Genomic DNA, 24,929 nt, shown 5'->3' with positions numbered 1-24,929 from the left:
AACGAAAGGGCAGTTAATGAAAAGTCTCAATACTGCTTTTTCGTTTGCACCACCTTCGATTCTTTCCTTAACGATTTACCTTCACTTTATTTTACCATAGTGCTTTCTAAAGTGCTATTCTAATATATACAAAAGTGTAAAAGAACGATCTCACACATATACCATGTTTTTCAATATAATCTCTTCTGCACTGGCTTTTATATTATTCATTAACCTAACCCACTTCATCTGATCCTGTGCCTTTAATTCTTCAGTTACACCCTGTTTTTCTATCATCTGTTCCATAAGCGTTTCCACCTGTTCTCTGACTTCCTGATCGATCTGATTCAGATGTTCATTCAATTTTCCGGTCAATAACATGTATTGATATCTTGCTGATCTGTGTTCTTTTAAGAACTGTTTTCGTAACATTCCATATTTTCCATATGTCGGTTCTTCTTCTCTTAAAACCAGATCCGGCAAATAGTAATCTCCATGCAACGTATAGCTCATTCCATTTTTCTCATCATAAATCTGTTTTTTCATAGTCTAAATCTCCAATCCTTTGTATTTTGTTTTATTTTTCTTACGTTGTTGGTTTTCAATCTGGCTCTTTTGAGTTGCCCATTCCAACTGTTTCAGAACGCTTCCCTTTGGCATTTGCTCCATTCGCCGTTTTTCTTCCAGTGCCCTTTGTTCTTTAATGTCCTGCTGCACCACATCCTCTACAGTTTCCATTCCCAGAATACGCACCACTCTGTCATATCTGTCCGAAATCTCTTGTAAACGTTGATTATCATTTGATAATTTTCCATTTTCTTTACGCACATCATCTAACTGCGTTTGGATATCATCACATTTCTCCGTAGATTTTTGATATTTGTTTTTCCAGCTTTCTATCGTTTTGTTAAGTTCTACAACCTTTCCAGCTAATGCAGCAATCTGATTCTTCATCTTGATAAACAATGGCTTGATTTTATTTTCTCTGTAAGGTACTGCACGTTCAAATGTTCCTGCCTCCGGTAAAAACGTCTTAATCATTCCATATTCTTTTATTTCTTTACTGGCATTATCCATAATCGGCTGCAGCACATCTCGACGCTCTTCCAGACTTTTTACTTCTTTTTCTGCGTCCTCTGCCCTTTGTTCTGCTTCTTGTTTCTCCCTGTTTGCCTGTTCCTTATCGTCTTTTAAAATCTGGATATCTGCTCTGAATTCCGCAATTTGTGCTGTCAGTTCTTCGTTTTCTGCAGTTAGATACTCTTTCTCCTGCTCCAGCTCCTGTACTTCCTTTTTTCGCTCTTTCTTCTTGAAGTTATAAACATCCAAATGTTCCTCATGAGTACCTTTCTGTTCCCATTCAATGCCATGCTGTTTTGCAATCTCTGCCAGGACCTTTTTTTCATGGTTCATCCACTGGTTCAACTCTGTATCATGCTTATTTCCACCTTGAAATCCAAGACTTTTTAATGCCTGTTTCAACGAAACTCTGGTGTCCATTCCTTTTCCTTTCCAATCAGTCACATAAGGAATAAAATCAATATGTAAATGTGGAGTAGACTCATCCTGATGTAGATAACACCCAAATACCCGTAACGTTGCATTCCGCTTCTGGAAGTCCTTTACATATTCATCCAGTATTTTTACAGCCAGATCTCCTTCTGCTGTTCCGACAGCCATATCTTCTCGATTTCCAATTTGAAAAATTACTTCGTGGAACAACTTCTCTTGTTTTCCCTGCCGGATTTTTTCATAGTAATTTGTAATCTGTCTATCTTTTCTTTTCCCGATATTATATCGTTCTACAGCTTCATCAAACAGTTCTTTATAAACTTCTTTTAAATTCTCATTCTGATAGCAAATATTTAGTTGCACTCTGTCTGAATCAACATTTTCTGCTATAAATTCCCTTCTGTTATGAGCCAGAGAACCTGTCCCGATCATACCACTAATTGTTCGTTTCAGCGTCATGTTCGTCACCCCACTTTCTAAAACCAGTGCCAGACATGGCACATAAATTTGTATCTTTACCAGCCTATAGTATAAAAAGAAATCTTCGCCGGATACGGCGGTTTTGTTACTTTTGTCAAAAGTAACGCAAAAGCACTTTCGACAGCCGTTCCGTCCATCAAAAGTACCCTTGCGCCCTGCCGGGGGCTATTTTATCTCTTTCGTTACTCTCTCGACTAAATTATTCCGGTATTCTTGCCTGCACATATTCCAGATCTCCACAGTATGGCGTTCCAACCAGATACCATTCTCTTGCTGGATTCATCTCCATTCTTGTCCTTACCCACTTATCATCGACCAGCACCTCAAGACCTTCTCCACAGTGAAATCCCGTATCAATCCATAAGTCCGAGGCTAATAACCCATATCTGTCATTGCTACTGTTATATCCTAATCTTCCCTGCTTCATCGAATCGTTCTCCCTTCTTCACAACTATCAAATTTACAGCAACCTCACCGTCCAGCCTCAGCTTTCCGTATGCGCCTTACCAACTTTCTTCTTGTTTACTTCTCACAGGGGCGTGACACGCTCCTGTAAAAAGGTAATCAACACGAACTGTTACCATCGAAAGCTCTCTTGCATTCCTTTTCTGTCCAGATACTCCTGCCGGAACTTTTCCCGTTCCTCTTCTGTTGGCGCAGTTTTGAATTTACTGTATGCCTCACGATTTACCATTGCATCCAGCTTTTTTTCCAGACCTTTTCTTATATCATCTGCTTCCTGTTCCTGATCCAGTAAATGATATTTTATAATCTTTCCAAATAACTCCTCTGGAATCATAACGTTTTTCAAGTTCTCACCTTCTTACAATTTATGTAAGGACGCAACACTGCAATGTCTTTACAGATTGCAACCTTGCATTTTAATTCCGCATTTTCTATATACTCTGCAATGTTGCACCCTTAATTTATTCCGGCTTAACTTTATTTAAATCCCAATACCAGGAATTACCGATTCGTCTTGCCTTAATTCCAAGTTCCTTTTTTGCATTTTCCAGTGTTCTTTTAGAAATATTCAAATCTTCTGCCATATCAAAGATTTCACTGCTTTGCACAGAAGTTGATGTTTCTGCCAGTTCCCTCAGCATCTTTTTTGCCTGTTCCAGTTTATTTACCTTTGGAGCAATTCCACCAAGCACCTCATCTGCTGTGATTTCATAGTCACCTATCCACTCAAATCCGGTTTCTGTCAGGCGAAATGCTTTGGAATGTCCAAATGCAGCCAGATTATTTTTAATCTGAACCACTGCTCTTAAGTCCGGTTCTCCCTCTATTCTTCCTACCAGTAATACGCTTCTGGCTACTGCAAAAAAGTCAATCGAACCCATTCCTCTATATGCAGCTTTATTTCCACCAGCTTTATTCATATGTCCGATTAATAAAATTGCACATTTATACTTTTCTGCCAGCAAGCTCAATCTTTTTGTCATATCCCTTGCTTCATTTGCCCGGTTCATATCCATTGTTCCTCCAAGGTATGCCTGAATCGGATCTAAAATAAGCACTCTCGCACCAGTCCGTTTGATAGCAGTTTCCAGTCTCTCATCTATCATGGAAAGTGATTTTTCTGTTTCATCTATAACCATGATTCTTTCACAGACCGCTTCTGCCAGCTCCAGTCTGGGTTTTACCGTATCTGCCAGCCCATCTTCCGCTGTCTGATAAATAATCTTTACTGGTTCTGTTACTTTCATATCGTTATCCAGACCTTCTCCTTTAGACAATCTCGCTGCAATATTTAATATCAGCGTAGTTTTTCCATCGCCCGGATCACCCTGAATGATCGTTAATTTCCCATAAGGGATAAATGGATACCAGAGCCAGTCCACTGTCTGGGACTGGACATCTGACATCTTTATCATTTTCAATTCTGTTTTATTCTCATTTCTCTGTTCCATAAATTCCTCCATTTTTCAAACTATTCTCGCCAATTATCTGTTGTTCTCTGGAAGAATCCCTGATATAATCAACTTGTCTAGGGTTGACATTTGTGGATTCGTCCCCATTTGTCACATTGCTCCGGTTGTTCGTACTTCCGGAGCTTTTTATATTTTCATCATCCAGCATATCTGCCACCACTTTCTGCTGATCTGGATATAAGTGCCCATAAGTATTCAATGTAATGCGAATGTCCGTATGTCCAAACCTTTCTTTAATCATCAATGGTTGCACTCCCTTATTGATCAGAAATGCCGCATGACTGTGACGAATGTCGTGTACTCTTATCTTTTTTACTCCGGTCTTTTGAACCACCTGTTTTAACTTATGCTGTACCGCTTCATGAACCATTGGAAAAATCCGTTCATCTTCGGGCAACTCATACAGTCTGCTAATATAGTCCTGAATCTCTTTTTTCAGAAATTCCGGTATGGAAATCGTACGGTTCGATTCTTCTGTTTTGGGAGATGTAATCACGTCCTCTCCATGCATACGGTAGTAAGTTTTATTGATATGAAGTAGATTCTTTTCAAAATCAATGTCAGCAGGTGTAATGCTGAGTGCTTCGCCTTCTCTCGCTCCTGTCCAGAATAATAATTCAAACAGCACATAATATTTGCTTCCCGGTTCTATTCCGGTCATAAACTGCCGATATTCTTCAATTGTCCAAAACTTCATTTTCTTTTTTGAAGTCTTTCCCATACGTTTTACTTTGTCACAAGGATTATCTGCCAGATTGTAGATATTCTTCGCATGATTAAACAATGCCGTCATCTGATTCTGTATTGTTTTCAGATAATCATCTGAATATCCTTTTTCAATAATCGTATTCTGCCACTGGATAATCTCTGCTGGTGTGATACTGTTCATCGGTCTGTCCTTAAAATACGGTAACAGTTGAGCATTCATCGTATCTCTTTTGTTCTTGATACTCCTGTCCTTCAATGACTGAGACTTGTCTCGGAAGTAGACTTCTACAAACTCTCCCATTGTCATATCCATGTCTGCTTTCGCTGTTCTTTTATACTCCGCTTCAAAATTTAATGCTTCTTTCTTAGTGCGGAATCCTCTTTTTACTTTTCGCTTTTTGGCTCCTGTCCAGTCCTCATAATAAAATGAAACATACCAGGTTCCTCTTTCTTCATCTTTGTATGCTGCCATACTTTCTCACCCCCTTACATTGCAATCTGGGAATATCCATAAAATTTCTTTTCCCAGAATGCCCTCGGTATCTTGCCCGCAACGGTTACATATCCCTGATCTGCAAGCTCTTTGTTCAGTTTGCGAAGCAGCTTGTAAGCATATCCAAGTGAAATCCCCATGCTCTCTGCAACTTCTTCCGCTGTAATCATATAGTTCTGTCTCTGCATATCATTTCCTCCTTGTCTATAATTATCATTTTCACTGATACTATATCATTTTAAATAATCATTGTCAATAATTTTTATCATCATGAATGATATTTTTCTATATTGTTGATTTTTATCATTTGTGATATACTAATCATAGCTTTTAAGGAGGTGGATAATATGCAGGAATCATCTATTTCAGAAAAAATAAAAGAGCTGCGAACTGATCTGAAGATGAATCAAAAAAACTTTTCCGCAGCTATTGGTATACGTCAGTCAACTTTATCCAGTTATGAAAATGGTGTGGTTACTCCCTCCAATGATGTGTTATTGACTATTGCTCAGAAATTTCATGTCTCACTGGACTGGTTATTTGGATTATCTGAAAATAAAGTACAGATTTCTACTCTCAGCGATATTCTTTGGGTTTTACTGCAGATGAATGAATCCAATGAACTCCGGTATGAACTGGATATAAATAATAAACTTCCCGGTGATATAGAAACAGAAACACAGCAATGGTATGCCGGACTTCGCTTTTATGGAAATGATCCTGAACATTCTTTAAACGCAGATATGTGTAATTTTCTTGCTGATCTGCAGGAGAACAGAGAAAGCCTGGAATCTTATTTCACAGGCAAAGATATGTTTGATATGTGGAAAAAGCAGACGTTGGAATACTACACTTCCAAACCTGTCACCCATAAAGAAATTGAAGAACTGGATTTTGAGACACGAATCCGTAAACGAGATGAACTTTTAACACAGAAATTTTCCAATAACGAACAGAAATAGTATCATAACAGTATCACAGGCAGATATGCGAAGATTTTCATTTTCTTCCCATACCTGCCTGTTTTTAATTTATTCGCTATTCTTTACAGCCTTATTTTAAACTTTTTACTCAACAGAAAAACCCCGGAAACCTTACGGTTCCGGGGTATCTTACGTTTGGACACATGTACCTTGCGGTACTCAATATATATTAGTCAGTGATTACTCGATGATTGTAGCAACACGTCCTGATCCTACAGTACGTCCACCTTCACGATACTTTAATCCCGTTTTATTTCATATTTTTTATGGTTTTCTCTCCAAAATATAGTGAAAAACGGCTGATTTACACCATGTATTTTTATTCGCCTGATTTCTTGGCACCGTTTTGGCACCGGAAAATACTCAAAAAATTTTCTTCTACAGTTGCTGGATTCTGCTCTGCCAATTTTATATTGCACCGACAGTTTCAGACTGTTATAATCAGAACATGGGTGCTACCATAACGGTAGGCGGTTAGTCCTTCTCCAGAGGGACTGTGACCCTCTGATTACATAGAAACCTGTAAAGGAATCCAGTGGAAAGGAGGGCTAAGCCAATGAGTATTGTGGACTTCATAGCAGTAGTGAGCTTCGGCTTAACCTGCTTTAGTATCGGATATACATTAGGCAAAGATAATCATAAACCACAAAAATAACCGCCCCAGCCTGCAAACTGAACGGTTATTTTTGTAATCAATAAGTATGTGGACTAACCGTCTATCGGTAGCACTCTTTTTCTATAATCATATTAGCACGCATCTGTGGAAATGTCAAAAATTTTCTTCTTTCTCAACTACATCTATTTCCATACATTTTTACAACCTATTTCAAGTGTTCCTCAAAAATTGATTCGAGTTTCTTATTCCCCCTCAAGAATTCATACTCTTTCTTATTTTCAATTTCCGAATACAATTCACGAACAAAATTTTTTCCAAGTCCCGAAAAAGCTTTTCCCTGTGCAGTATCTTCATACCTGTAATACAAAGGGGATTGTGTCATATTCCAAGGCTTCTGTGATTCACTTAATAATCGCTTAATTAACTGGATACATTTTTCTACATCTTTTCGATATCCAGCAATCAGCAGATATGGAACTGTGTTGCCATAATTCCATAGTCCAAACAATGATATCATGTGATCTGTAATCTCAGCAATTTTCTCTGCTTTATCATGATTTCCTGTCTCTTCTTCCATTTCTATTAACTTATACAAGTAGCTTTGGATATTGATAACTGCCTGTAGCAATTTCCCTTCTAAGAATAATGCAGCAGTATCTGTTCCTTCCTGATGTGCTAATACACTTGTTTTCATAATCGTTGCATCAATTACAGTATCAGGAATTTTTTTCAAAAGGGCATTTGCTTCTTCATATTTCTCCATTTGGACATATTTTGTTGCAAGTATAAAAACGCTTGAATTTCTCACTCTTTCATCCTGACTATCTGCTGTTCGTTCCAGCCACTCAATAATAGCTGTATTATATTCCATTCGTTCTTCGTCATTAAGATCTGACAAAGTCAAAGATCCGTTCAGAACGGTTGCGATCGTATATATTAATAAGTCGCAATGAGGATACTCCTGTATTTTACGAGATGCCATCTCGAAAGCCTCTGTAAAGCTGTCCAATGAAACTTCCGAAAGTTCATTCACAAATTGTCCAATCTCTTTTTCTGTCAATTCTTCATGAAACGAAAACAATTCATTCATATCAATTTTCAATAGTCGTGCCAAAGCTGGAAGTAATGAGATATCGGGATATGTATTTCCCTTTTCCCATTTATTTACCGCTGGAGTAGAAACACCCAGATAATTTGCCACCTGTTCTTGTGTTAATCCCGCAGTTTTTCGATAGTTTTTTATCTGCTCACCAATACGCATTGTTCACACCTCCTGTCCTTATTTCCATTATAGCGTTCCCAATACATGTTTACAATTGAGCCTTTGTTTACTTATTACTTTCTTTTTTTAACTTTCAATTAATTTTCTCTAATATTTATATCATCAGCAACAAACTGCCCACAAGTTTAAGAACGGGCTACTAACCCTCAAACGACAGTGTATTACATTGCATCAACTAAACCAACCTTGTTATCCTGAATCACCACTCCTTCATCTTCGCTTCATGCCTATTTTTCATAATTTGCAACTGGTATATAATGACAGGGATTAGAAAAATCACAGCAACTATGCCTAAAATAACAGACCGATTTACAGTAGCAAATACCGCGAACATAAGCATTAATAAAAGCCAGGGATTTCGCAAATTACTGTAATAATTTGCCCTATCTTCATAGGACGTATGAAGGTCAAAAGGTTTTCCATCATTTTCTTTTTCTACAATCAGCAATTCCCTGTTAAATGTTGTAGTGTTTGTTGCAACACGACCGCCAATTTCAGCCCACGGACGCCAGCGAACTTTACCAACAGAATAATTAAGATTGATATTTTTATAGAATACGGAATATCCCATTTCTTCCAAGAAATCATGGTAATCTTCAGCATTAGCTTTTGATTTTTGTCCTATAAACTCCACGCAATATTGAACTTGACCTGGCTTACATTTTTCAAATTCATAGAGTAATTTTCCCGTTCGAATAAGGCGATAACCTTTTTCAGCCATCTTATTCAGCCAGTTTTTCTGTACCGTTAATAGCCCACCAAAAAAACGATAACACTTTTTGCTCATAGTGTACCTCCTACAATTCCGCTTGCAATACCTACAAGTTCACGAAGTCTGATAAGTTCTTTTTCAGCTATCTCCTTTCCTTTTACAGTGATAAGATACTCTTTTTTTCTACCTTCACTATCTCCGAAAAGCTCAATCCATCCCTTTTCCAGCATTGAATTTAATGCACCATATAAAGTGCCTGCTCCCAATGAAAGCCGCCCACCTGTTTTTTCTTCAATGAACTGCATGACAGCATATCCGTGTTTAGGTGAATAGAGTGAAAGCAAAATATAGAATGTCACTTCTGTGAGTGCACCACTTTTCACATTATCCCTCATGGCATTCCCTCCTTATTACGGTTACTGTAATAACTATATCAGTAACCGTAATAAAAATCAAGAGATGTGAAATAAATCTTAATAAGCCGGATAGTATTATGCTTTTCCTGTTCAGTCCTTTACAAACAATACTTATATATAAAGTATTTCTCTCAACACCATTTCTTCTGCACTAGCTTTTATATTATTCATCAGTCTAACCCACTTCGTCCGATTCTGTACCTTTAATTCTTCAGTTACGCCCTGTTTTTCTGCCATCTGTTCCATAAGCATTTCCACCTGCTCTCTGCTCTCCTGATCAATTTGATTCAGGTGTTCCGTCAGCTTTCCAGTCAACAACAAATATTGATATTTTGCTAATCTGTGTTCCTTCAGAAACTGTTTCCTCAGCATTCCATATTTCCCATATATCGGTTCTTCTTCATTCAATACCAAATCCGGCAAATAATAATCTCCATGCAAAGTATAGCTTAATCCGTTCTTTTCATCATAAATGTGTGTTTCCATAATCTTATCTCTCCATTTCTCTGTTTTTTGATTTAGTTTTCTTACGCTGCTGATTCTCCATCTCGCTTTTTTTCATTCCCCATGCCAATCTTTCATGAATATTTCCCTTCGGCATTTGTTCCATCCGTCGCTTTTCTTCCAGGACTTTCTCGTTTTGAATATCCTGCTGTACTGCTGTATCTACAGTTTCTATTCCAAGAACACGCACAACACGATCATACCTATCAGAAACACCTTGTAATATATCTTTTTCTTCTGACAATTTCTGATTATCTTTACGTATATCATCCAGTTCTCTCTGAATAGCATTATATTTTTGTTTCACCTTTTGATATTTTCTCTTCCAACCTTCCACCTCTTTCGTGAGTTCTTTAACCTGAGCCGCCATTACAGCAACCTTATTCTTTATTTGAAGAAACAGTGGTTTAATTTTTTTATCTCGATAGGTTACTGCCCGTTCTAGCGTGCCCGCCTCCGGCAGTAACATTTTAACCGTTCCATATTCTTTGATTTCTTTGCTCACACTATCCATAATCGGTTGTAGCTGTTCTCTGCGATCTTCCAGGCTTTTTAGTTCTTTTTCTGCGCTCCCTGCCTTTTGTTCTGCTTCTTGCTTCGCCTTGATTGCCTGTTCCTTATCGTCTTTTAAATTCTGGATATCTGCTCTGGATTCTGCAATTTGTGCTGTTAATTCTTCTTTTTCAGCAGTTAGATGCTCTTTCTCCTGCTCCAATTCCTGTACTTCCTTTTTCCGTTCTTTTTTCTTGAAGTTATAGACATCCAGATGTTCCTCATGAGTACCTTTCTGTTCCCATTCAATTCCATACTGCTTTGCAGTCTCTGCCAGAACTTCTTTTTCATGATTTATCCACTGATTCAGTTCCGTATCATGCTTATTTCCACCTTGAAATCCAAGACTTTTTAATGCCTGTTTCAGTGAAACTCTGGTATCCATTCCTTTTCCTTTCCAGTCCGTCACATAAGGAATAAAGTCAATATGGAGATGTGGAGTAGCCTCATCCTGATGCAGATAGCAACTAAATACCCGAAGTGTCGGATTCCGTTTCTGGAAATCTTTTACATACTCATCCAGTACGTTTACAGCCAGATCTCCTGCTTCTGTTCCAACAGCCATATCTTCTCGGTTTCCAATCTGGAAAATCACTTCATGGAACAACTTTTCCTGTTTTCCTTGGCGAATCTTTTCATAATAATTTGTAATCTGCCGATCTTTTCTTTTCCCGACATTATACCGTTCTACAGCTTCATCAAACAGCTCTTTATAGACTTCTTTCAGATTCTCATTCCGGTAACAAATATTTAATTGCACTCTGTCTGGATCAACATTTTCTGCTATAAAATCTCGTCTGTTATGAGCCAGAGACCCTGTCCCGATCATACCACTGATTGTTCGTTTCATCGTCATATTCCTCACCCCGCTTTCTAAAACCAGTGCCAGACATGGCACATAAATTTGTATCTTTGCCAGCTATAGTATAAAAAGAAATATTCGCCGGATACGGCGGTTTTGTTACTTTTGTCAAAAGTAACGCAAAAGCACTTTCGACAGCCGTACCGTCCATCAAAAGTACCCTTGCGCCCTCCGGGGGTACAGAGACCTTTACTCCGGTATCCTTGCCCGAATATATTCCAAATCACCACAATACGGTGTCCCTACAAGATACCATTCTCTTGCAGGATTCATTTCCATTCTGGTCTGAACCCATTCATCATCAAGCAACACTTCCAGGTATTCTCCACAGTGAAATCCTGTATCAATCCATAGATCTGATGATAATAATCCATATCTTTTGTTATAACTGTTATATCCTAATCTTCCTTCTCTCATTGTGCCAATCTCCTTTCATCTACCGTTTCCGCAGGGGCGCCCTGAATCAGGGCTCCCTTTTGAAAATTCTCTTCTACGCCAGTCAACTCCCGACTACACCTTACCAACATTCTCCTTATCTGCTATCTACAGGTGCGTGACACGCTCCTGTAATAAAGTGTTCAGAAAGAACCTTTACCATCGAAAGTTCTCCGGTATTCCCCGTCTGTCCAGATATTCCTGCCGGAACTTTTCTCTTTCTTCTTCCGTTGGTGCTGTTTTGGATTTGCTGTATACTTCACGATTCACCATTGCATCCAGTTTTTTCTCCAATCCCAACCGGATTATTTCTTCACCATCGTAGTTATCCATCAAAAAATATTGCAAGAGCTGAAAGAATAACTCGTATGGAATCTGTACACTTTTATTTTGCATCTGTTCTCCTTTCAAGGTAGCAAGATTCCCTCTTCTTAAGAAATGGTAATCTTGCCATCTTCCATTTTTATTCTGGCAACATCCAATACCATTGCTTTCCACGTTTTACGGAATCAATTTCAAGTTCCCGTTTGGCGTTCCATAGCGTTTTACTTTTGATTCCTCTGGCTTCTGCTTCTTCTGCAATTTTCTTCTGAGTCATTCCTCCATTTGCCAGTATCTCAAGGAGAAATTCTTTTGCTTTCCGACTTTTCTGTCCTCTTCCGTCTCCATTAAGAAGTTCATCGGCACTGATATCATATTCTCCAATCCATTCAAACCCATTATTCTTATCCAGTCTGAATGCAATGGACGTTCCTTCCGGTGCAAGAGAACTCTTCGTATGACATACCACTCTTACTTCCGGTTCATCTTTCACTCGCCCGACAATCAAAACACTTCTTGCAGCAGCCTGAAAATCAATGGAGCCAAGTCCTCGATAAGAAGATTTGCCGTTGCTGTTTTTGTTCATATGACCGATTAAAATGACTGCACAGTGATATTTTTCTGACAGCACTGCGATACGCTTCATCAGTGGTCTGATCTCATTTGCCCTGTGCATATCTACGTCCGCTCCCAGAAAGCCCTGTATCGGATCAAGAACAACCATTTTTGCTTTTGTCTGCACGATTGCTTCTTCCAATCTGACATCTGCCATTGTCAGTGGCTGGTCACTGTCATCAATCACCAGCACCTTTGAACAATCTGCACCTGCAGCAAGTAATCTGGGTTTGATAGTATCTCCAAGTCCATCTTCTGCTGTCTGATAGATTACATTTACAGGTGACACAGAAGACTGTTCCTGCATATTATCTTCAGCATCTAAATCTTCATTCTCACTATCGACTTCATCACTTCGTTTTTCTTTTGTTTTCGTTGTATCAGTAACAGGAAGAATCGGCTCTCCTCTGGTCAGTTTTGCAATAATCTGAAGTACCATCGTTGTCTTGCCTTCTCCTGGATCTCCCTGTATAATGGTCACTTTTCCATAAGGAATAAACGGATAAAGCAGCCATTCTACCTGTTCCACCTCTACTGAATCCATATTGATCAGTTTCAGTTTTGGTTCTATTCTACAATTCTCAATTTTATTTTTTTCATTCATATTCATTCCATCATCTCCTCCTGCCCTTCCGGGCAAGTCTCTGATGAACAGATATTCGGGAATTGTCGTATTTCCCGATTCGTGATATACTGAATCTGCCAAGATGGTATATCAGTGAATCTGATTATCAGAGAACTTGCTCAGATTATTTATCTAGGCTTTTTCTTTTGCCTTTTCAACATTCATCTCTTTCTTCTCCCAATCCGGTAACAGCATTTCCATTTTCATTATCCAGAAGATTTGCAATCTTTCTCTGCTGATTTGGATAAAGATGTCCATAAGTGTTCAATGTGATACGAATATCTTTATGACCTAATCTGTCCCGAATCAATAACGGTTCCACACCTTTCTCAATAAGATAAGCCACATGGCTGTGCCTGATATCATGCACTCGAATTTTCTTCACTCCTGCCAGCTCAATCTGCCGTTTCATCTTATGCTGTACCGCTTCCTGAACAACCGGAAATAATCTTTCTGTATCCGGCATTCCGTAATGACCATCTACAAATTCCTTAATTTCCTCTTTCAGAAATTCCGGAATTTCGATTGTCCGAAAGGACTGTTTTGTTTTCGGTTCTGTGATAATATCCTGCATTCCTGTCCGGTAATAAGTCTTATTGATACTAAGCTGATTCTTTTCAAAATTGATATCAGCTTTTGTAATCGCAAGCAGCTCCCCGATCCTGCATCCAGTCCAGAACAGCATCTCAAACATAAGATAATATCTTGTTCCCGGCTCCATTGTCTGTATAAACTGTTTGTACTCGTCCAGTGTCCAGAAGTTCAAACTTCTTGAATCTGAATTTCCCATTCGTTTCACTTTCTTGCATGGATTAACCGGCAAGTCATAGATTTTAGCTGCATGTGTAAACAGACTGGTCAACTGATTCTGAATCATTCTCAGATAAGAATCTGAATAGCCTTTTTTCTGAATTTCATTCTGCCACTGAATAATCTGTGAAGCCTTGATTTCACTCATCATCTGATTTCCGAAGTATGGAACGATATGCTGTTGCATCATATATCTTTTATTTTTGATTGTTCGATCTTTCAGATCATTTTGTTTGTCTGAAAAATAAATCTCAATAAAATCGCTCAGCTTCATATCCATACTTCGCTCATTGCTCAACTTTTTGCTTCGTTCAAACTCCAATGCTTCTCGCTTTGTTTCAAATCCACGCTTTCTGCGTTTTTTCTTCTCACCCATGACATTTGTCTCAAACCACTGGGCTGTCCATTTTTTTGTGTCTTTTTCTCTGTAAGCCATATTGATCCTCCCTAATTTCCTGCTATTTCATAGCCATACATCTTTTTTGCCCAAAACGCCTTTGGTATTCTGCCAGCCATCGTAATATATCCCTGTGCAGATAATTCTTTATTCATAGCTTTCACCAGTTTATAGGCATGAGATTTTGAGCAGTTTAATTCCTGTGCCACTTCATCAGCACTCATCATATAATTGTAACTTGCCATATTGCCTCCTCCTTTCCTCTCCAGATATAGAATACGTTTACTGTATTTCTATATCTGTACGATTTTCGTAAATTGATAATATCATGTATTTCTATCGTTGTCAATATTTCGTAAACACATTTTTACGAACTTCGTACACTATTTTTTCTTTATTTTATTCCACGTCTGTGTTATGATATTTTATAGATTTATGTTTTTCGTAATTTTCTAATATATGAAAAAGGAGGATTCTATGGGTGACGGTAAAAATTTAAAGAAATATCTTGATGAAAAAGGCACAAATGTCCGCAAAATTGCAAAGGCAACCGGAATCAGTGCTACAACCTTATATTCAATTATTCAAAAAGATTCCAATATTCGATTTGATTTTGCATTAAGACTTGCGAATGAATTGCAAATTGATGTGAATGAGATATGTTCTGCCAGTCCATTTTCTGGCACAATTAAGGAAGAAGAGATTTATCCTACACTTCCAGACGGTTTGAACGGAGCATTAGACGCAAGTCGTGTAAAGACTTACTTAAAAAATTCTATGTATCCGCTGATGTACCTTTTCGGTAAGAACAGTATGCCTGATGTAGATAATCTGCTTACATCGTTCTATCAGCTTGATGATGAATCCAGACAGGAAGTTGTGGAAACTATCCGTCTGAAATTACAATATCATCGTGATCCAGAACGTGCTGAACAAATCAAACAGATCAAAGGCTGGTAAAAAAATACTCCTGTGAATAGCAAACATTCGCAGGAGTTTCTTTTTGGCACCGTTTTGGCACCGCTGGTCTTATTTTTCAATTATAAATTTATCTGTATTTCATCTTGCTGATAAATGTTTCACTATTACTAACCTGATAAATTTACGAATAATTCTTTTCTTAGAGTACAGAAAAACCCCGGAAACCTTGCGGTTCCGGGGTATCTTACGTTTGGACACAATGTTATCTTACGATAACAAATCTATATTCAGATTGTATTACTCGATGATTGTAGCAACACGTCCTGATCCTACAGTACGTCCACCTTCACGGATAGCAAAAGTAAGACCCTGGCTCATAGCGATTGGGTGGATCAGTTCGATTGTCATCTCGATGTTATCTCCAGGCATGCACATCTCTGTTCCTTCTGGAAGGTTGATAACACCTGTAACGTCTGTTGTTCTGAAGTAGAACTGTGGACGATAGTTGTTGAAGAATGGTGTATGACGGCCACCCTCGTCTTTAGTCAGAACGTAAACCTGAGCTGTGAATTTTGTATGGCATGTGATTGTTCCTGGTTTAGCAAGAACCTGTCCACGCTCGATCTCGTTTCTCTGAACACCACGAAGAAGTGCACCGATGTTATCACCAGCCTGAGCCTCATCAAGAAGTTTACGGAACATCTCGATACCAGTTACAACAACTTTACGAGTCTCTTCTTTGATACCAACGATCTCAACCTCATCAGATACGTGAAGAACACCAGCCTCTACTCTACCAGTAGCAACTGTTCCACGTCCTGTGATGGAGAATACGTCCTCTACAGGCATAACGAATGGTTTATCTGTGTCACGCTGTGGGTCTGGAATGTAGCTATCTACTGCATCCATAAGCTCCATGATCTTATCGCCCCACTCGCTGCTCGGATCCTCAAGAGCTTTAAGAGCAGATCCTCTGATTACCGGGATATCATCTCCTGGGAAGTCATACTCGGAAAGAAGCTCACGGATCTCCATCTCAACCAGCTCAAGAAGCTCGTCATCGTCAACCATATCACATTTGTTCATGAATACAACGATGTAAGGAACACCTACCTGACGGGAAAGAAGGATATGCTCTTTTGTCTGAGCCATAACACCATCTGTAGCAGCAACAACAAGGATAGCACCATCCATCTGAGCTGCACCAGTGATCATGTTCTTAACGTAGTCAGCATGGCCTGGGCAGTCAACGTGTGCATAGTGTCTATGCTCTGTCTCATACTCAACGTGTGCTGTAGAGATTGTGATACCACGCTCTCTTTCCTCTGGAGCTTTATCAATGTTAGCGAAATCTGTAGCTACGTTACCAGCAACTCTCTCAGAAAGTACTTTTGTGATAGCTGCAGTTAAAGTTGTTTTACCATGGTCAACGTGTCCGATGGTACCAATGTTACAATGCGGTTTTGTTCTCTCAAACTTAGCCTTTGCCATTTTAAAATGTCCTCCTTGATTAGTTGGCTCATTCTCTATTAAAATAGAGCGCCATATCGGTTTTAAACTTGCTATCCTTGATTATATTGCAAACCAAGGATATTTGCAAGCTTTTTATTGTTTTATATGAAATCCTGATTCAGCCTGTAGTTAAATCAGTCTTTCTTTGCCAGAACTTTCTCCTGAACACTCTTTGGAACTGGCTCATATTTCTCAAAGAACATGGAGTAGTTACCACGTCCCTGAGTTCTGGAACGAAGATCTGTTGCATATCCGAACATTTCGGAAAGCGGAACAAATCCACGGATCATCTTACCGCCGCCGATATCATCCATACCTTCGATACGACCACGACGGGAGTTGATATCACCGATAACATCACCCATGTAATCCTCTGGTGTGGTTACCTCAACCTTCATGATAGGCTCAAGAAGAATTGGGGAAGCCTTCTGCATAGCATCCTTGAATGCAAGGGAACCTGCAATGTGGAATGCCATCTCAGAAGAATCGACTTCATGATAAGATCCATCGTATACATTTGCATGTACACCAACAACCGGATATCCACCAAGGATACCAGCCTTCATAGCCTCTTCGATACCTTCTCCTACAGCCGGGATATATTCCTTCGGAATAGCACCGCCGACAACAGTAGACTCGAACTTGTACAGTTCTTCGCCGTTGGCATCCATAGGCTCGAATTTAACTTTACAGTGACCATACTGTCCACGACCACCGGACTGTTTAGCATACTTGCTGTCTACATCAACAGCCTTGGTGATTGTCTCTTTGTAAGCAACCTGAGGAGCACCTACGTTAGCCTCTACGTGGAACTCACGAAGAAGACGGTCAACGATGATCTCAAGGTGAAGCTCACCCATACCAGCGATAATGGTCTGTCCTGTTTCCTGATCTGTATGTGCACGGAAGGTCGGATCCTCTTCTGCAAGTTTTGCAAGAGCCTCACCAAGTTTGCCCTGTCCTGCTTTTGTCTTAGGCTCGATAGCCAGCTCGATAACTGGTTCCGGGAACTCCATGGACTCGAGGATTACTGGATGCTGCTCATCACAGATTGTATCACCAGTTGTGGTGAATTTGAATCCGATAGCTGCAGCAATATCACCGGAGTAAACCTTATCAAGCTCCATACGCTTGTTAGCATGCATCTGAAGGATACGGCCAACACGCTCTTTTTTGCCCTTTGTAGAGTTATATACATAGGATCCGGAATTCATTGTTCCTGAATATACACGGAAATATGCAAGTTTTCCAACGAATGGGTCTGTCATGATCTTGAATGCCAGAGCGGAGAACGGCTCTTCATCAGAAGAATGTCTCACGGTCGGGTTTCCATCCATGTCAACACCATCAATTGGTGGAATATCTGTTGGAGCAGGCATGTACTCCAGGATAGCGTCCAGAAGTTTCTGAACACCTTTGTTTCTATATGCAGAACCGCAGCATACCGGAACAGCTGTACACTCGCATGTACCTTTTCTCAGAGCTGCTTTCAGTCTGTCTGTGCTTGGCTCTTCGCCCTCAAGATATTCCATCATGAGATCGTCATCCAGCTCACAGATCTTCTCGATCAGTTCTGTATGATAAAGCTCAGCATCCTCTTTCATGTCTTCCGGGATATCGGTGATAGTAATATCATCGCCCTTCTCGTCATTGTAGATGTAAGCTTTCATTTCGAATAAGTCAATGATTCCCTTGAAGTCATCTTCTTTTCCGATTGGCAGCTGCAGGCAGATTGCATTTTTACCAAGACGAGTCTTGATCTGCTCTACTGCGCCGTAGAAGTTTGCACCAAGGATGTCCATCTTATTGATGAATGCCATACGTGGTACATTGTAGGTATCAGCCTGACGCCAAACGTTCTCAGACTGTGGCTCAACACCACCCTTTGCACAGAATACGCCGACAGCGCCATCCAGTACACGAAGGGAACGCTCAACCTCAACAGTAAAGTCTACGTGGCCTGGGGTATCAATGATGTTGATACGATGCTCCAAAGCGCCTGGCTTCGGTTTGCAGTTCTCTTCCAGTGTCCAGTGACATGTTGTTGCAGCGGATGTGATTGTGATACCACGCTCCTGCTCCTGCTCCATCCAGTCCATGGTAGCAGTACCTTCATGTGTATCACCAATCTTGTAGTTGACACCTGTATAGTACAGAATTCGTTCTGTAAGAGTTGTCTTACCTGCATCGATATGAGCCATAATACCAATGTTTCTGGTTCTCTCGAGCGGGTATTCTCTACCTTCTTTTCCAGCCAATGGATTTTCCTCCTTGATTAGAAGCGATAGTGAGCAAATGCTTTATTTGCTTCAGCCATCTTATGCATGTCTTCTTTCCTCTTTACAGATGCTCCGGTGTTATTGGCTGCATCCATAAGCTCGTTAGCCAGTTTCTCTTCCATGGTCTTCTCGCCTCTCTTGCGGGAGAACATGGTGATCCAGCGAAGAGCCAGAGCCTGACGTCTGTCAGCTCTTACCTCGATCGGAACCTGATAAGTAGCTCCACCGATACGTCTTGCTTTAACTTCAAGCTGAGGCATTACGTTGTTCATTGCCTCTTCAAATACTTCAATTGCTGGCTTGCCAGATTTTTCTTCCATTCTGGCGAATGCTCCGTAAACAATTTTCTGTGCAACACCTTTCTTACCATCTAACATAATGTTATTGATAAGCTTTGTAACAACTTTATTGTTGTACATCGGGTCTGCCAGAACGTCTCTTTTCTGAGTATGTCCTTTACGTGGCACGTTACTTCCCTCCTTAATCATCCTGATTATCTCATCGGTACTCACGCAGTAAACTATTGCATGTTCGCACTGGTAATGGTCCTATATTTAACCCGCAACCGACAGGGTATATGGAATACCGTACAAATCTCTATAGTCTCCGCAGCAATACGGATGGATTATTTTTTAACTTTCGGTCTCTTAGCGCCGTATTTGGAACGGGCCTGTTTTCTGTTAGCAACACCTGCGGTATCAAGAGTACCTCTGATGATGTGGTATCTTGTACCAGGTAAGTCCTTAACCCTTCCTCCACGGATCAGAACAACGCTATGCTCCTGAAGGTTGTGACCTTCTCCTGGGATGTAGCTTGTTACTTCGATTCCGTTGGAAAGACGAACTCTGGCGATTTTTCTAAGAGCTGAGTTAGGCTTCTTAGGAGTAGCTGTTTTAACAGCTGTGCAAACGCCACGTTTCTGTGGTGCAGACTGCTCAACTGCTTTCTTTCTTAAAGAGTTATAAGTTCTCTGCAGAGCCGGAGCTGTAGATTTCTTAACAGCTGTCTGGCGTCCTTTTCTTACTAACTGGTTGAATGTTGGCATTCCATTTCACCTCCCGATTTATTTCTCCATAGATTGTTCTATGGGGTTTCCTTGCGGTTGCTATTATCTTAGTAAGCGCGGAAAAAAATGCCTTATTTCGCACGCTTTTTGATTATATCCTGTCTGCATATCTCTGTCAAGGTGTTTTTCATCAATTTTTCCTTATTTTTTCAAGGTTTTTACAATTTATCACTGTGAATTATAAATAGGTTTCTTCTTATTATAATGTATTTTTTACTGCTGTTCTGGAGCGTTAAAAAAAATCATTCTCGTGATCTGCATCACAATTTGTGGGAGATTTCGCTCGGATGAGGGCGCCTTAGCGGGCTACGGTAACCGAATTCGGGTGAAATATACCGCAAATTGTGACGCACATCTTGCAGAAAGCCTTTTTCAAACACGCTCTAGGAAAACTTAACTTTACATTGCATTCACAGCTTCACATTATTATAATAAGAAACAAGAACTTTTCAGCACCTCTACAGTACCTGCTTTTCAAAATACAATCTGCTGAATAGTCGAAAAAAGAATTAACATGAACAGGAGTATACATATGTGTTTCAAAAAAGCAGTGGCTAAACCCAGTGGATTCTCCCGGATTTTTGCATTTGGCCTCATGATTTTTTCCGGAGCAGGGCTTATAAATCTGTGCACTGTCTGTGCAGAGACCACTGACGAGCTTCAGGGACCGCCTGTAGCCCAGTCACATATAATCGGTATCGATCCCGGTCATCAGGGTCCAAATGTGGATATGAGTGACCTTGAACCTCTCGGTCCAGGTTCCACAGAAATGAAAGCCAAAGCCTCAACAGGAACCCATGGAACTTTTTCAGGTCTGCCTGAATATCAGCTGAATCTGGATGTTTCTTTGAAGCTGCAGCAGATTCTGGAAGACCGTGGCTATCAGACTGTTCTTACCAGAACGGATAATGATACTGCCATCAGTAATAAAGAGCGAGCTGAATATGTAGCCGGACAGGGGGCAGAGATTTACGTGCGTATCCATGCCAATGGTGCTGAGTCTTCCTCTGCTGCCGGTGCACTTACCATTTCCCCCTCCTCTTCCAATCCTTATGTATCCCAGCTCTATGATGATTCCAGCAGCCTTTCCCAGTGCATTCTGGATGCCTATTGTGACGCAACCGGATTTGAAAACCGCGGCGTAACATATGCCGACAATATGACTGGAATCAACTGGAGCACCATTCCAGTAACTATTGTGGAAATGGGATTTATGACCAATGAATCTGACGATCTGAAAATGAGCGATCCGGATTTTCAGGACACAATGGCATCCGGAATCGCTGATGGGATTGATGCATATTTTGAGGAAAAATAAATCTGGATTTACTGCCATAAAATAATGTCTCTTCCAGATATTTCATCGATTCGAAAGGAGAACTTATGAAAAATAATAGAAAGAAACAAACCTCTTCTTATCTGCTGATTTTTCTTGGCATTGTCGCTGCTTTACTGATTCTTATCATTCTTTACCTTACTTTCTTCAGAAAGGACAGCCAGAGCAGTATTAATCTGGCAAAAAATGATTCAGCAACAGACCAGACTGAAAATCTCACTGACGGTGAAACTTTCGGATTTACCTCTGGTGACGAGACTTCTGATAACGCCGACCAGAGCGGCTTTGTTTCTGATGATGGAAGTTCCGACAGCGAATCTTCTACAGATGATTCTTCTGTCCAGGGACCTTCCCAGAGAGAAAGTGCAGGTCCTGTACAGTCTTCTCCAACTCCGGAGGAAGTAACGGTTCCTTATCAGACTCCTGCTGCCAATGCAGAACCAATAGGTTCTTCCCAGTCATCCGGTTCCGACTCCGCTCAGACAACAGATGGCACTTCCCAGGGAAAAAAAGATTCTACCATGGCTGCTATTACCCCCGAACTTTCTGATGATGATGGCACCATCTCTCCCTCCCACGGAAGTTCTGCTTTTGACAACAAATCCGATGAAAAGATGGATGCTCTGGTCACTCAGGTCCAATCCCAGCTTCCTGGTTCAAACGGTTCCTGGAGCGTTTATATCTGTGACCTTTCAGGCGGCTCAGAGGCTACGATCAATGATTCCACAATGCAGGCAGCCAGCCTGATCAAGCTTTTCATTATGGGTGCAGTATATGAGAATTATGATTCTTTGTCCCAGCAGTATGGTTCTGCCACCCTGGATTCCTATCTGACACCAATGATCACCGTCAGTGATAATGACGCGGCAAACAGTCTGGTTTCCTGCCTGGGAAGTGGCGACAGCACTGCAGGTATGCAGAAAGTAAACAGTTTCTGTCAGTCTCACGGCTACACAAATACTTCCATGGGACGACTGCTTCTTGCCAGCAACGAATTCGGAGATAATTACACTTCTGCCTATGACTGTGGAAAATTTCTGAAAGAAATATACCAGATCTGCTCTGGTACTACTCAGACGCCAAGCCTTTTACATGCAGAAGAAATGTATTCCCTTCTGAAACAACAGCAACGTACCAACAAGATTCCAGCAGCCCTGCCAGAGGGCGTCAGCGTTGCCAACAAAACCGGTGAGCTTTCCGATGTAGAAAATGATGCCGGAATTCTGTACAACGCACAGGGTGGAAACGATCTGGTCATCGTCTGCCTTTCCCAGAACCTCTCCAGCCCGGGAGAAGCCCAGAATACAATTGCACAGCTTAGCCGCAGTATTTATCTCTACTATAATGATTAACCTTAATTGCTATTAAAAATGCGCAGTGCCTCCAAACAACACTGCGCATTTCTATATTAAGAAATTACCTACTCCTCGTCCCCATTCTCTTCATATGACATTTCCCATATCTCCGAAAAAACAGCCAGCGGACAATCCGTCAAAAGACACATCAGCAGGAAACATTCGTATGGGTTCACAATATAAATCTCGCTCATTCCACACTTCTTCAGAATTCTCTGCGCTTCCTCTATGAAATGATGGTATCTGTCATAGGGATCATCATCCTCCATCTCCTGAGACACAATAAAGAACTCCAGCGTAAGAAGATCAAACCGCTCTACCGGAAACTTGTGATTCAGAATATTGGTAATTCTCTGTCTGCTGAACCTCTTCTGGCTGAAATGTTTCGCCAGGATAGAGGCTGACATTTTTTTCAGATTTCCCATTTTATTGATAGGAATACCATTGCAGATTACCTTCTCCAGATCAGACGGAGTAATATTCTCCGGTTTCCAGACCTTAGCCCGGCCTTTCTCCTCCTCATCCTTCTGATACATGGCCGCAATGATCTGCTTCGCATGTTCCAGAAGGCGCAGGAACTCCTGAAATGCCTGACTCTTCTCATTCATTGGATCATCCCAGCCAGCTTTCAGGCATGCCAGATATTTCAGCAATTTTTCCTCTGTATCTATAGTAAAATCGCCGCTGATTACTTCCGCCACTTTTCCCTTATCTGCTGCAAGTTCCATGGATTTGTAATTCTCTTTATATTCCTCTGCCTTGCTGTAAGGAAGCTGCTTACTATAACAATACCAGTAGATCACTTCCTCTGGATTATGGAAATCAAAATCCTGCTCCTTCAGCACCCTTGTCAGAAAGTCTGAAACATCCTCCGCGCTCATGCGAAGCCCGAAGCCCAGCAGAAATATAGTCTCGCGCTTTACTGAGGCCTGTGTAAGCCAGTTGTTCACCAACGCAGGAAGCTTAGTTGAAGTAGGATTCATAGACTTGGGTGTATAGGTTTCCCGGAAAGAATCAACTGCAATATCTCGGTATATCTCCTGGGGCACTTCCCCAAACGGTTCCTCAATCCCAGCTCTTTCATAGATATATCTCTTCAAATGATCTCCGAACGAAACCAACTCCAACTCTTTATATAAATAATGAAAAATAACGTCCGCATCTTCATCCTCAAATCCATCCAGACTGACTACCTGCCGAAATCTCTGGGCGGCCCTTCTGGTAAATTCAAAATCCTTTACGGAATCAAATGCCACTGTCTGTTCAAAATCAAGATCCTGCATACGATTTTTCATCATAAATCACCTTCATTTTCCTATAATCAACTACTTAAATTGTGAAAAATTTTGCCCTCTGATTTATCCCTTCTTCTGCAAAAGCCAGGTTTTGAACGGCCGATTATCTGCTCTTACCTCGCAGAGAATGATCGTAGTATTATCTCTGGCCCCTTTATCCAGTACCCTTGTTAAAAGAGCATGGGCAATATCACGAATTGAGTCCTCCAGCTTCATAATTTCTTCAATCTCGCGATCAGATAACATATCTGTTACCCCGTCTGAGCAAAGCAGATAACGGTCCCTATCCTGATAAGGAACTGCCGCAATGGCAGGTTCCAGCTTCATCTCGGTCTCCTCCACTCCCAGAAACTGAGTCAGTGGTGCTTTCCCAAATCTGCAGCTTTTCAACACATGATCTCTGGAAATCTGTGAAAAATTCCCCTTGGAAAACCGATAAATCCTGCTGTCTCCCAGATTACAGATATACGCTTCTTTTTTTCCAAAAGCAATCATCGCCATAGTAGTTCCCATGGCACTGATCCGTTGTTCCCGACCATAATCACATACAGCCTGATTCATATTCTTACAGGCTTCCGTAAGAAAAAGTTCTGGTGCTTTACGAAGCATCCCCTTATTTTCCCTATAAAAATGTTCCAGGCTGTCAGAAGCAAGCCAGGCAGCCATTTCCCCCTGGCTCTCCCCTCCCATGCCGTCAAAAACAGCCATTACCGGAAGGCTCTCCCGAAGCCTGATACCTGTACGGATTTCTTCTGTTCCATGATTACTCACTGGAAGGTGCTCTCCGCAGCACCAGAAATTGTCCTCGTTATTTGGTCGCACTTTCCCTGCATGGCAGGTATATGCATAATCAATATGATATGTCATTCTATTCCTCTTCGTCTGTCTGTCGATATTCCAAAGAATCACAGCCACTTCTTATATGA

28 protein-coding genes are annotated in these 24,929 nt (G+C 40.6%); 5 read left to right on the top strand and 23 right to left on the bottom strand.

Features of this window, described 5'->3' with window-relative positions:
- Positions 1–150 precede the first annotated feature (150 nt).
- The 7 genes from I4V84_RS17560 to I4V84_RS17530 all read right to left on the bottom strand — a co-directional run bounded on the left by I4V84_RS17560 (position 151) and on the right by I4V84_RS17530 (position 5,297).
- Positions 151–525 (bottom strand): TnpV protein, encoded by a 375-nt coding sequence (locus I4V84_RS17560; RefSeq protein WP_117468397.1) that lies wholly within the window; start codon positions 523–525, stop codon positions 151–153.
- Positions 526–528: 3 nt separating this feature from the next.
- Positions 529–1,950, bottom strand: coding sequence for a plasmid recombination protein (locus I4V84_RS17555; RefSeq protein ID WP_117468398.1), 1,422 nt, complete (start codon positions 1,948–1,950; stop codon positions 529–531).
- Between the two features lie 220 nt (positions 1,951–2,170).
- A complete protein-coding gene (locus tag I4V84_RS17550; protein WP_055053912.1) occupies positions 2,171–2,398 on the bottom strand; it encodes a DUF5348 domain-containing protein in 228 nt (75 codons plus the stop codon).
- 150 nt (positions 2,399–2,548) lie between these two features.
- Entirely contained in the window at positions 2,549–2,782 is a 234-nt protein-coding gene (locus tag I4V84_RS17545; RefSeq protein WP_330384890.1) for a complexin-2, read from the bottom strand.
- Between the two features lie 115 nt (positions 2,783–2,897).
- Positions 2,898–3,887, bottom strand: coding sequence for an AAA family ATPase (locus I4V84_RS17540; protein WP_117468399.1), 990 nt, complete (start codon positions 3,885–3,887; stop codon positions 2,898–2,900).
- Positions 3,871–5,088, bottom strand: coding sequence for a site-specific integrase (locus I4V84_RS17535; RefSeq protein WP_117468400.1), 1,218 nt, complete (start codon positions 5,086–5,088; stop codon positions 3,871–3,873). Before I4V84_RS17535 ends, I4V84_RS17540 begins: the two co-directional genes overlap by 17 nt.
- A 14-nt stretch (positions 5,089–5,102) precedes the next feature.
- Complete coding sequence (locus tag I4V84_RS17530) at positions 5,103–5,297, bottom strand: hypothetical protein (RefSeq protein ID WP_055053915.1); 195 nt, start codon at positions 5,295–5,297, stop codon at positions 5,103–5,105.
- Positions 5,298–5,456: 159 nt separating this feature from the next.
- On the opposite strand from I4V84_RS17530, the gene I4V84_RS17525 reads away from it, so the two are divergent.
- Positions 5,457–6,071 (top strand): helix-turn-helix transcriptional regulator, encoded by a 615-nt coding sequence (locus I4V84_RS17525; protein ID WP_243284143.1) that lies wholly within the window; start codon positions 5,457–5,459, stop codon positions 6,069–6,071.
- 842 nt (positions 6,072–6,913) lie between these two features.
- Here I4V84_RS17525 and I4V84_RS17520 read toward each other — a convergent pair.
- The 10 genes from I4V84_RS17520 to I4V84_RS17475 all read right to left on the bottom strand — a co-directional run bounded on the left by I4V84_RS17520 (position 6,914) and on the right by I4V84_RS17475 (position 14,484).
- Positions 6,914–7,969 carry a helix-turn-helix transcriptional regulator gene (locus tag I4V84_RS17520; protein ID WP_004850576.1) on the bottom strand — a complete coding sequence of 352 codons (1,056 nt, stop codon included), beginning with the start codon at positions 7,967–7,969 and terminating at the stop codon, positions 6,914–6,916.
- 220 nt (positions 7,970–8,189) lie between these two features.
- The gene (locus I4V84_RS17515) at positions 8,190–8,777 is read right to left on the bottom strand and encodes a DUF2812 domain-containing protein (protein WP_195993055.1); all 588 of its coding nucleotides are present in this window, start codon (positions 8,775–8,777) and stop codon (positions 8,190–8,192) included.
- A complete protein-coding gene (locus I4V84_RS17510) occupies positions 8,774–9,097 on the bottom strand; it encodes a PadR family transcriptional regulator (RefSeq protein WP_004850579.1) in 324 nt (107 codons plus the stop codon). The genes I4V84_RS17515 and I4V84_RS17510 overlap by 4 nt, the downstream gene beginning before the upstream one ends.
- Before the next feature lie 132 nt (positions 9,098–9,229).
- Positions 9,230–9,604 carry a TnpV protein gene (locus I4V84_RS17505; protein ID WP_004850581.1) on the bottom strand — a complete coding sequence of 125 codons (375 nt, stop codon included), beginning with the start codon at positions 9,602–9,604 and terminating at the stop codon, positions 9,230–9,232.
- Positions 9,605–9,608: 4 nt separating this feature from the next.
- Positions 9,609–11,024: a plasmid recombination protein gene (locus I4V84_RS17500; protein WP_015541741.1), complete on the bottom strand. Its 1,416-nt coding sequence runs from the start codon at positions 11,022–11,024 to the stop codon at positions 9,609–9,611.
- Between the two features lie 201 nt (positions 11,025–11,225).
- Positions 11,226–11,453, bottom strand: coding sequence for a DUF5348 domain-containing protein (locus tag I4V84_RS17495; protein ID WP_004850585.1), 228 nt, complete (start codon positions 11,451–11,453; stop codon positions 11,226–11,228).
- Between the two features lie 174 nt (positions 11,454–11,627).
- Positions 11,628–11,867: a hypothetical protein gene (locus tag I4V84_RS17490; RefSeq protein WP_004850590.1), complete on the bottom strand. Its 240-nt coding sequence runs from the start codon at positions 11,865–11,867 to the stop codon at positions 11,628–11,630.
- Between the two features lie 67 nt (positions 11,868–11,934).
- Positions 11,935–13,011 (bottom strand): AAA family ATPase, encoded by a 1,077-nt coding sequence (locus I4V84_RS17485; protein ID WP_082428273.1) that lies wholly within the window; start codon positions 13,009–13,011, stop codon positions 11,935–11,937.
- Between the two features lie 175 nt (positions 13,012–13,186).
- Positions 13,187–14,278: a site-specific integrase gene (locus I4V84_RS17480; protein WP_004850597.1), complete on the bottom strand. Its 1,092-nt coding sequence runs from the start codon at positions 14,276–14,278 to the stop codon at positions 13,187–13,189.
- Between the two features lie 11 nt (positions 14,279–14,289).
- Complete coding sequence (locus I4V84_RS17475) at positions 14,290–14,484, bottom strand: hypothetical protein (protein WP_004850599.1); 195 nt, start codon at positions 14,482–14,484, stop codon at positions 14,290–14,292.
- 232 nt (positions 14,485–14,716) lie between these two features.
- On the opposite strand from I4V84_RS17475, the gene I4V84_RS17470 reads away from it, so the two are divergent.
- Positions 14,717–15,199, top strand: coding sequence for a helix-turn-helix transcriptional regulator (locus I4V84_RS17470; RefSeq protein ID WP_008790928.1), 483 nt, complete (start codon positions 14,717–14,719; stop codon positions 15,197–15,199).
- A 258-nt stretch (positions 15,200–15,457) separates the two neighbouring features.
- Here the strand turns inward: I4V84_RS17470 and tuf are convergent, their stop codons facing one another.
- The 4 genes from tuf to rpsL all read right to left on the bottom strand — a co-directional run bounded on the left by tuf (position 15,458) and on the right by rpsL (position 19,996).
- A complete protein-coding gene (gene tuf / locus I4V84_RS17465) occupies positions 15,458–16,651 on the bottom strand; it encodes an elongation factor Tu (RefSeq protein ID WP_117854831.1) in 1,194 nt (397 codons plus the stop codon).
- Positions 16,652–16,806: 155 nt separating this feature from the next.
- The gene (gene fusA / locus I4V84_RS17460) at positions 16,807–18,930 is read right to left on the bottom strand and encodes an elongation factor G (RefSeq protein ID WP_226837870.1); all 2,124 of its coding nucleotides are present in this window, start codon (positions 18,928–18,930) and stop codon (positions 16,807–16,809) included.
- 17 nt (positions 18,931–18,947) lie between these two features.
- Positions 18,948–19,418 carry a 30S ribosomal protein S7 gene (gene rpsG, locus I4V84_RS17455; protein WP_207664929.1) on the bottom strand — a complete coding sequence of 157 codons (471 nt, stop codon included), beginning with the start codon at positions 19,416–19,418 and terminating at the stop codon, positions 18,948–18,950.
- A 158-nt stretch (positions 19,419–19,576) separates the two neighbouring features.
- Positions 19,577–19,996, bottom strand: coding sequence for a 30S ribosomal protein S12 (gene rpsL, locus I4V84_RS17450; RefSeq protein ID WP_117854826.1), 420 nt, complete (start codon positions 19,994–19,996; stop codon positions 19,577–19,579).
- 271 nt (positions 19,997–20,267) lie between these two features.
- Between rpsL and I4V84_RS20900 the strand changes: the two genes are divergently transcribed.
- The 3 genes from I4V84_RS20900 to I4V84_RS20895 all read left to right on the top strand — a co-directional run bounded on the left by I4V84_RS20900 (position 20,268) and on the right by I4V84_RS20895 (position 22,705).
- On the top strand, positions 20,268–20,414 hold the full coding sequence (locus I4V84_RS20900; RefSeq protein ID WP_308768448.1) for a DUF6783 domain-containing protein: 147 nt from the start codon (positions 20,268–20,270) through the stop codon (positions 20,412–20,414).
- A gap of 135 nt (positions 20,415–20,549) precedes the next feature.
- Positions 20,550–21,335, top strand: coding sequence for an N-acetylmuramoyl-L-alanine amidase (locus tag I4V84_RS17445; protein WP_243284142.1), 786 nt, complete (start codon positions 20,550–20,552; stop codon positions 21,333–21,335).
- A 65-nt stretch (positions 21,336–21,400) separates the two neighbouring features.
- Positions 21,401–22,705 (top strand): serine hydrolase, encoded by a 1,305-nt coding sequence (locus I4V84_RS20895; RefSeq protein ID WP_334286154.1) that lies wholly within the window; start codon positions 21,401–21,403, stop codon positions 22,703–22,705.
- A gap of 68 nt (positions 22,706–22,773) precedes the next feature.
- Here I4V84_RS20895 and I4V84_RS17435 read toward each other — a convergent pair whose 3' ends face one another.
- Positions 22,774–24,006, bottom strand: coding sequence for a hypothetical protein (locus I4V84_RS17435; protein ID WP_334286153.1), 1,233 nt, complete (start codon positions 24,004–24,006; stop codon positions 22,774–22,776).
- A 60-nt stretch (positions 24,007–24,066) separates the two neighbouring features.
- The gene (locus I4V84_RS17430; protein WP_118583306.1) at positions 24,067–24,870 is read right to left on the bottom strand and encodes a protein phosphatase 2C domain-containing protein; all 804 of its coding nucleotides are present in this window, start codon (positions 24,868–24,870) and stop codon (positions 24,067–24,069) included.
- Between the last annotated feature and the right edge of the window lie 59 nt (positions 24,871–24,929).

Origin of the sequence: Ruminococcus sp. 1001713B170207_170306_F1, from assembly GCF_015668065.1 — a bacterium.
In the GTDB taxonomy this organism is placed as follows: Bacteria; Bacillota; Clostridia; order Lachnospirales; family Lachnospiraceae; genus Blautia_A; species Blautia_A faecis.
The sequence above is the reverse complement of the archived record's forward strand: the minus strand, read 5'-3'. Positions and strand labels throughout refer to the sequence as shown.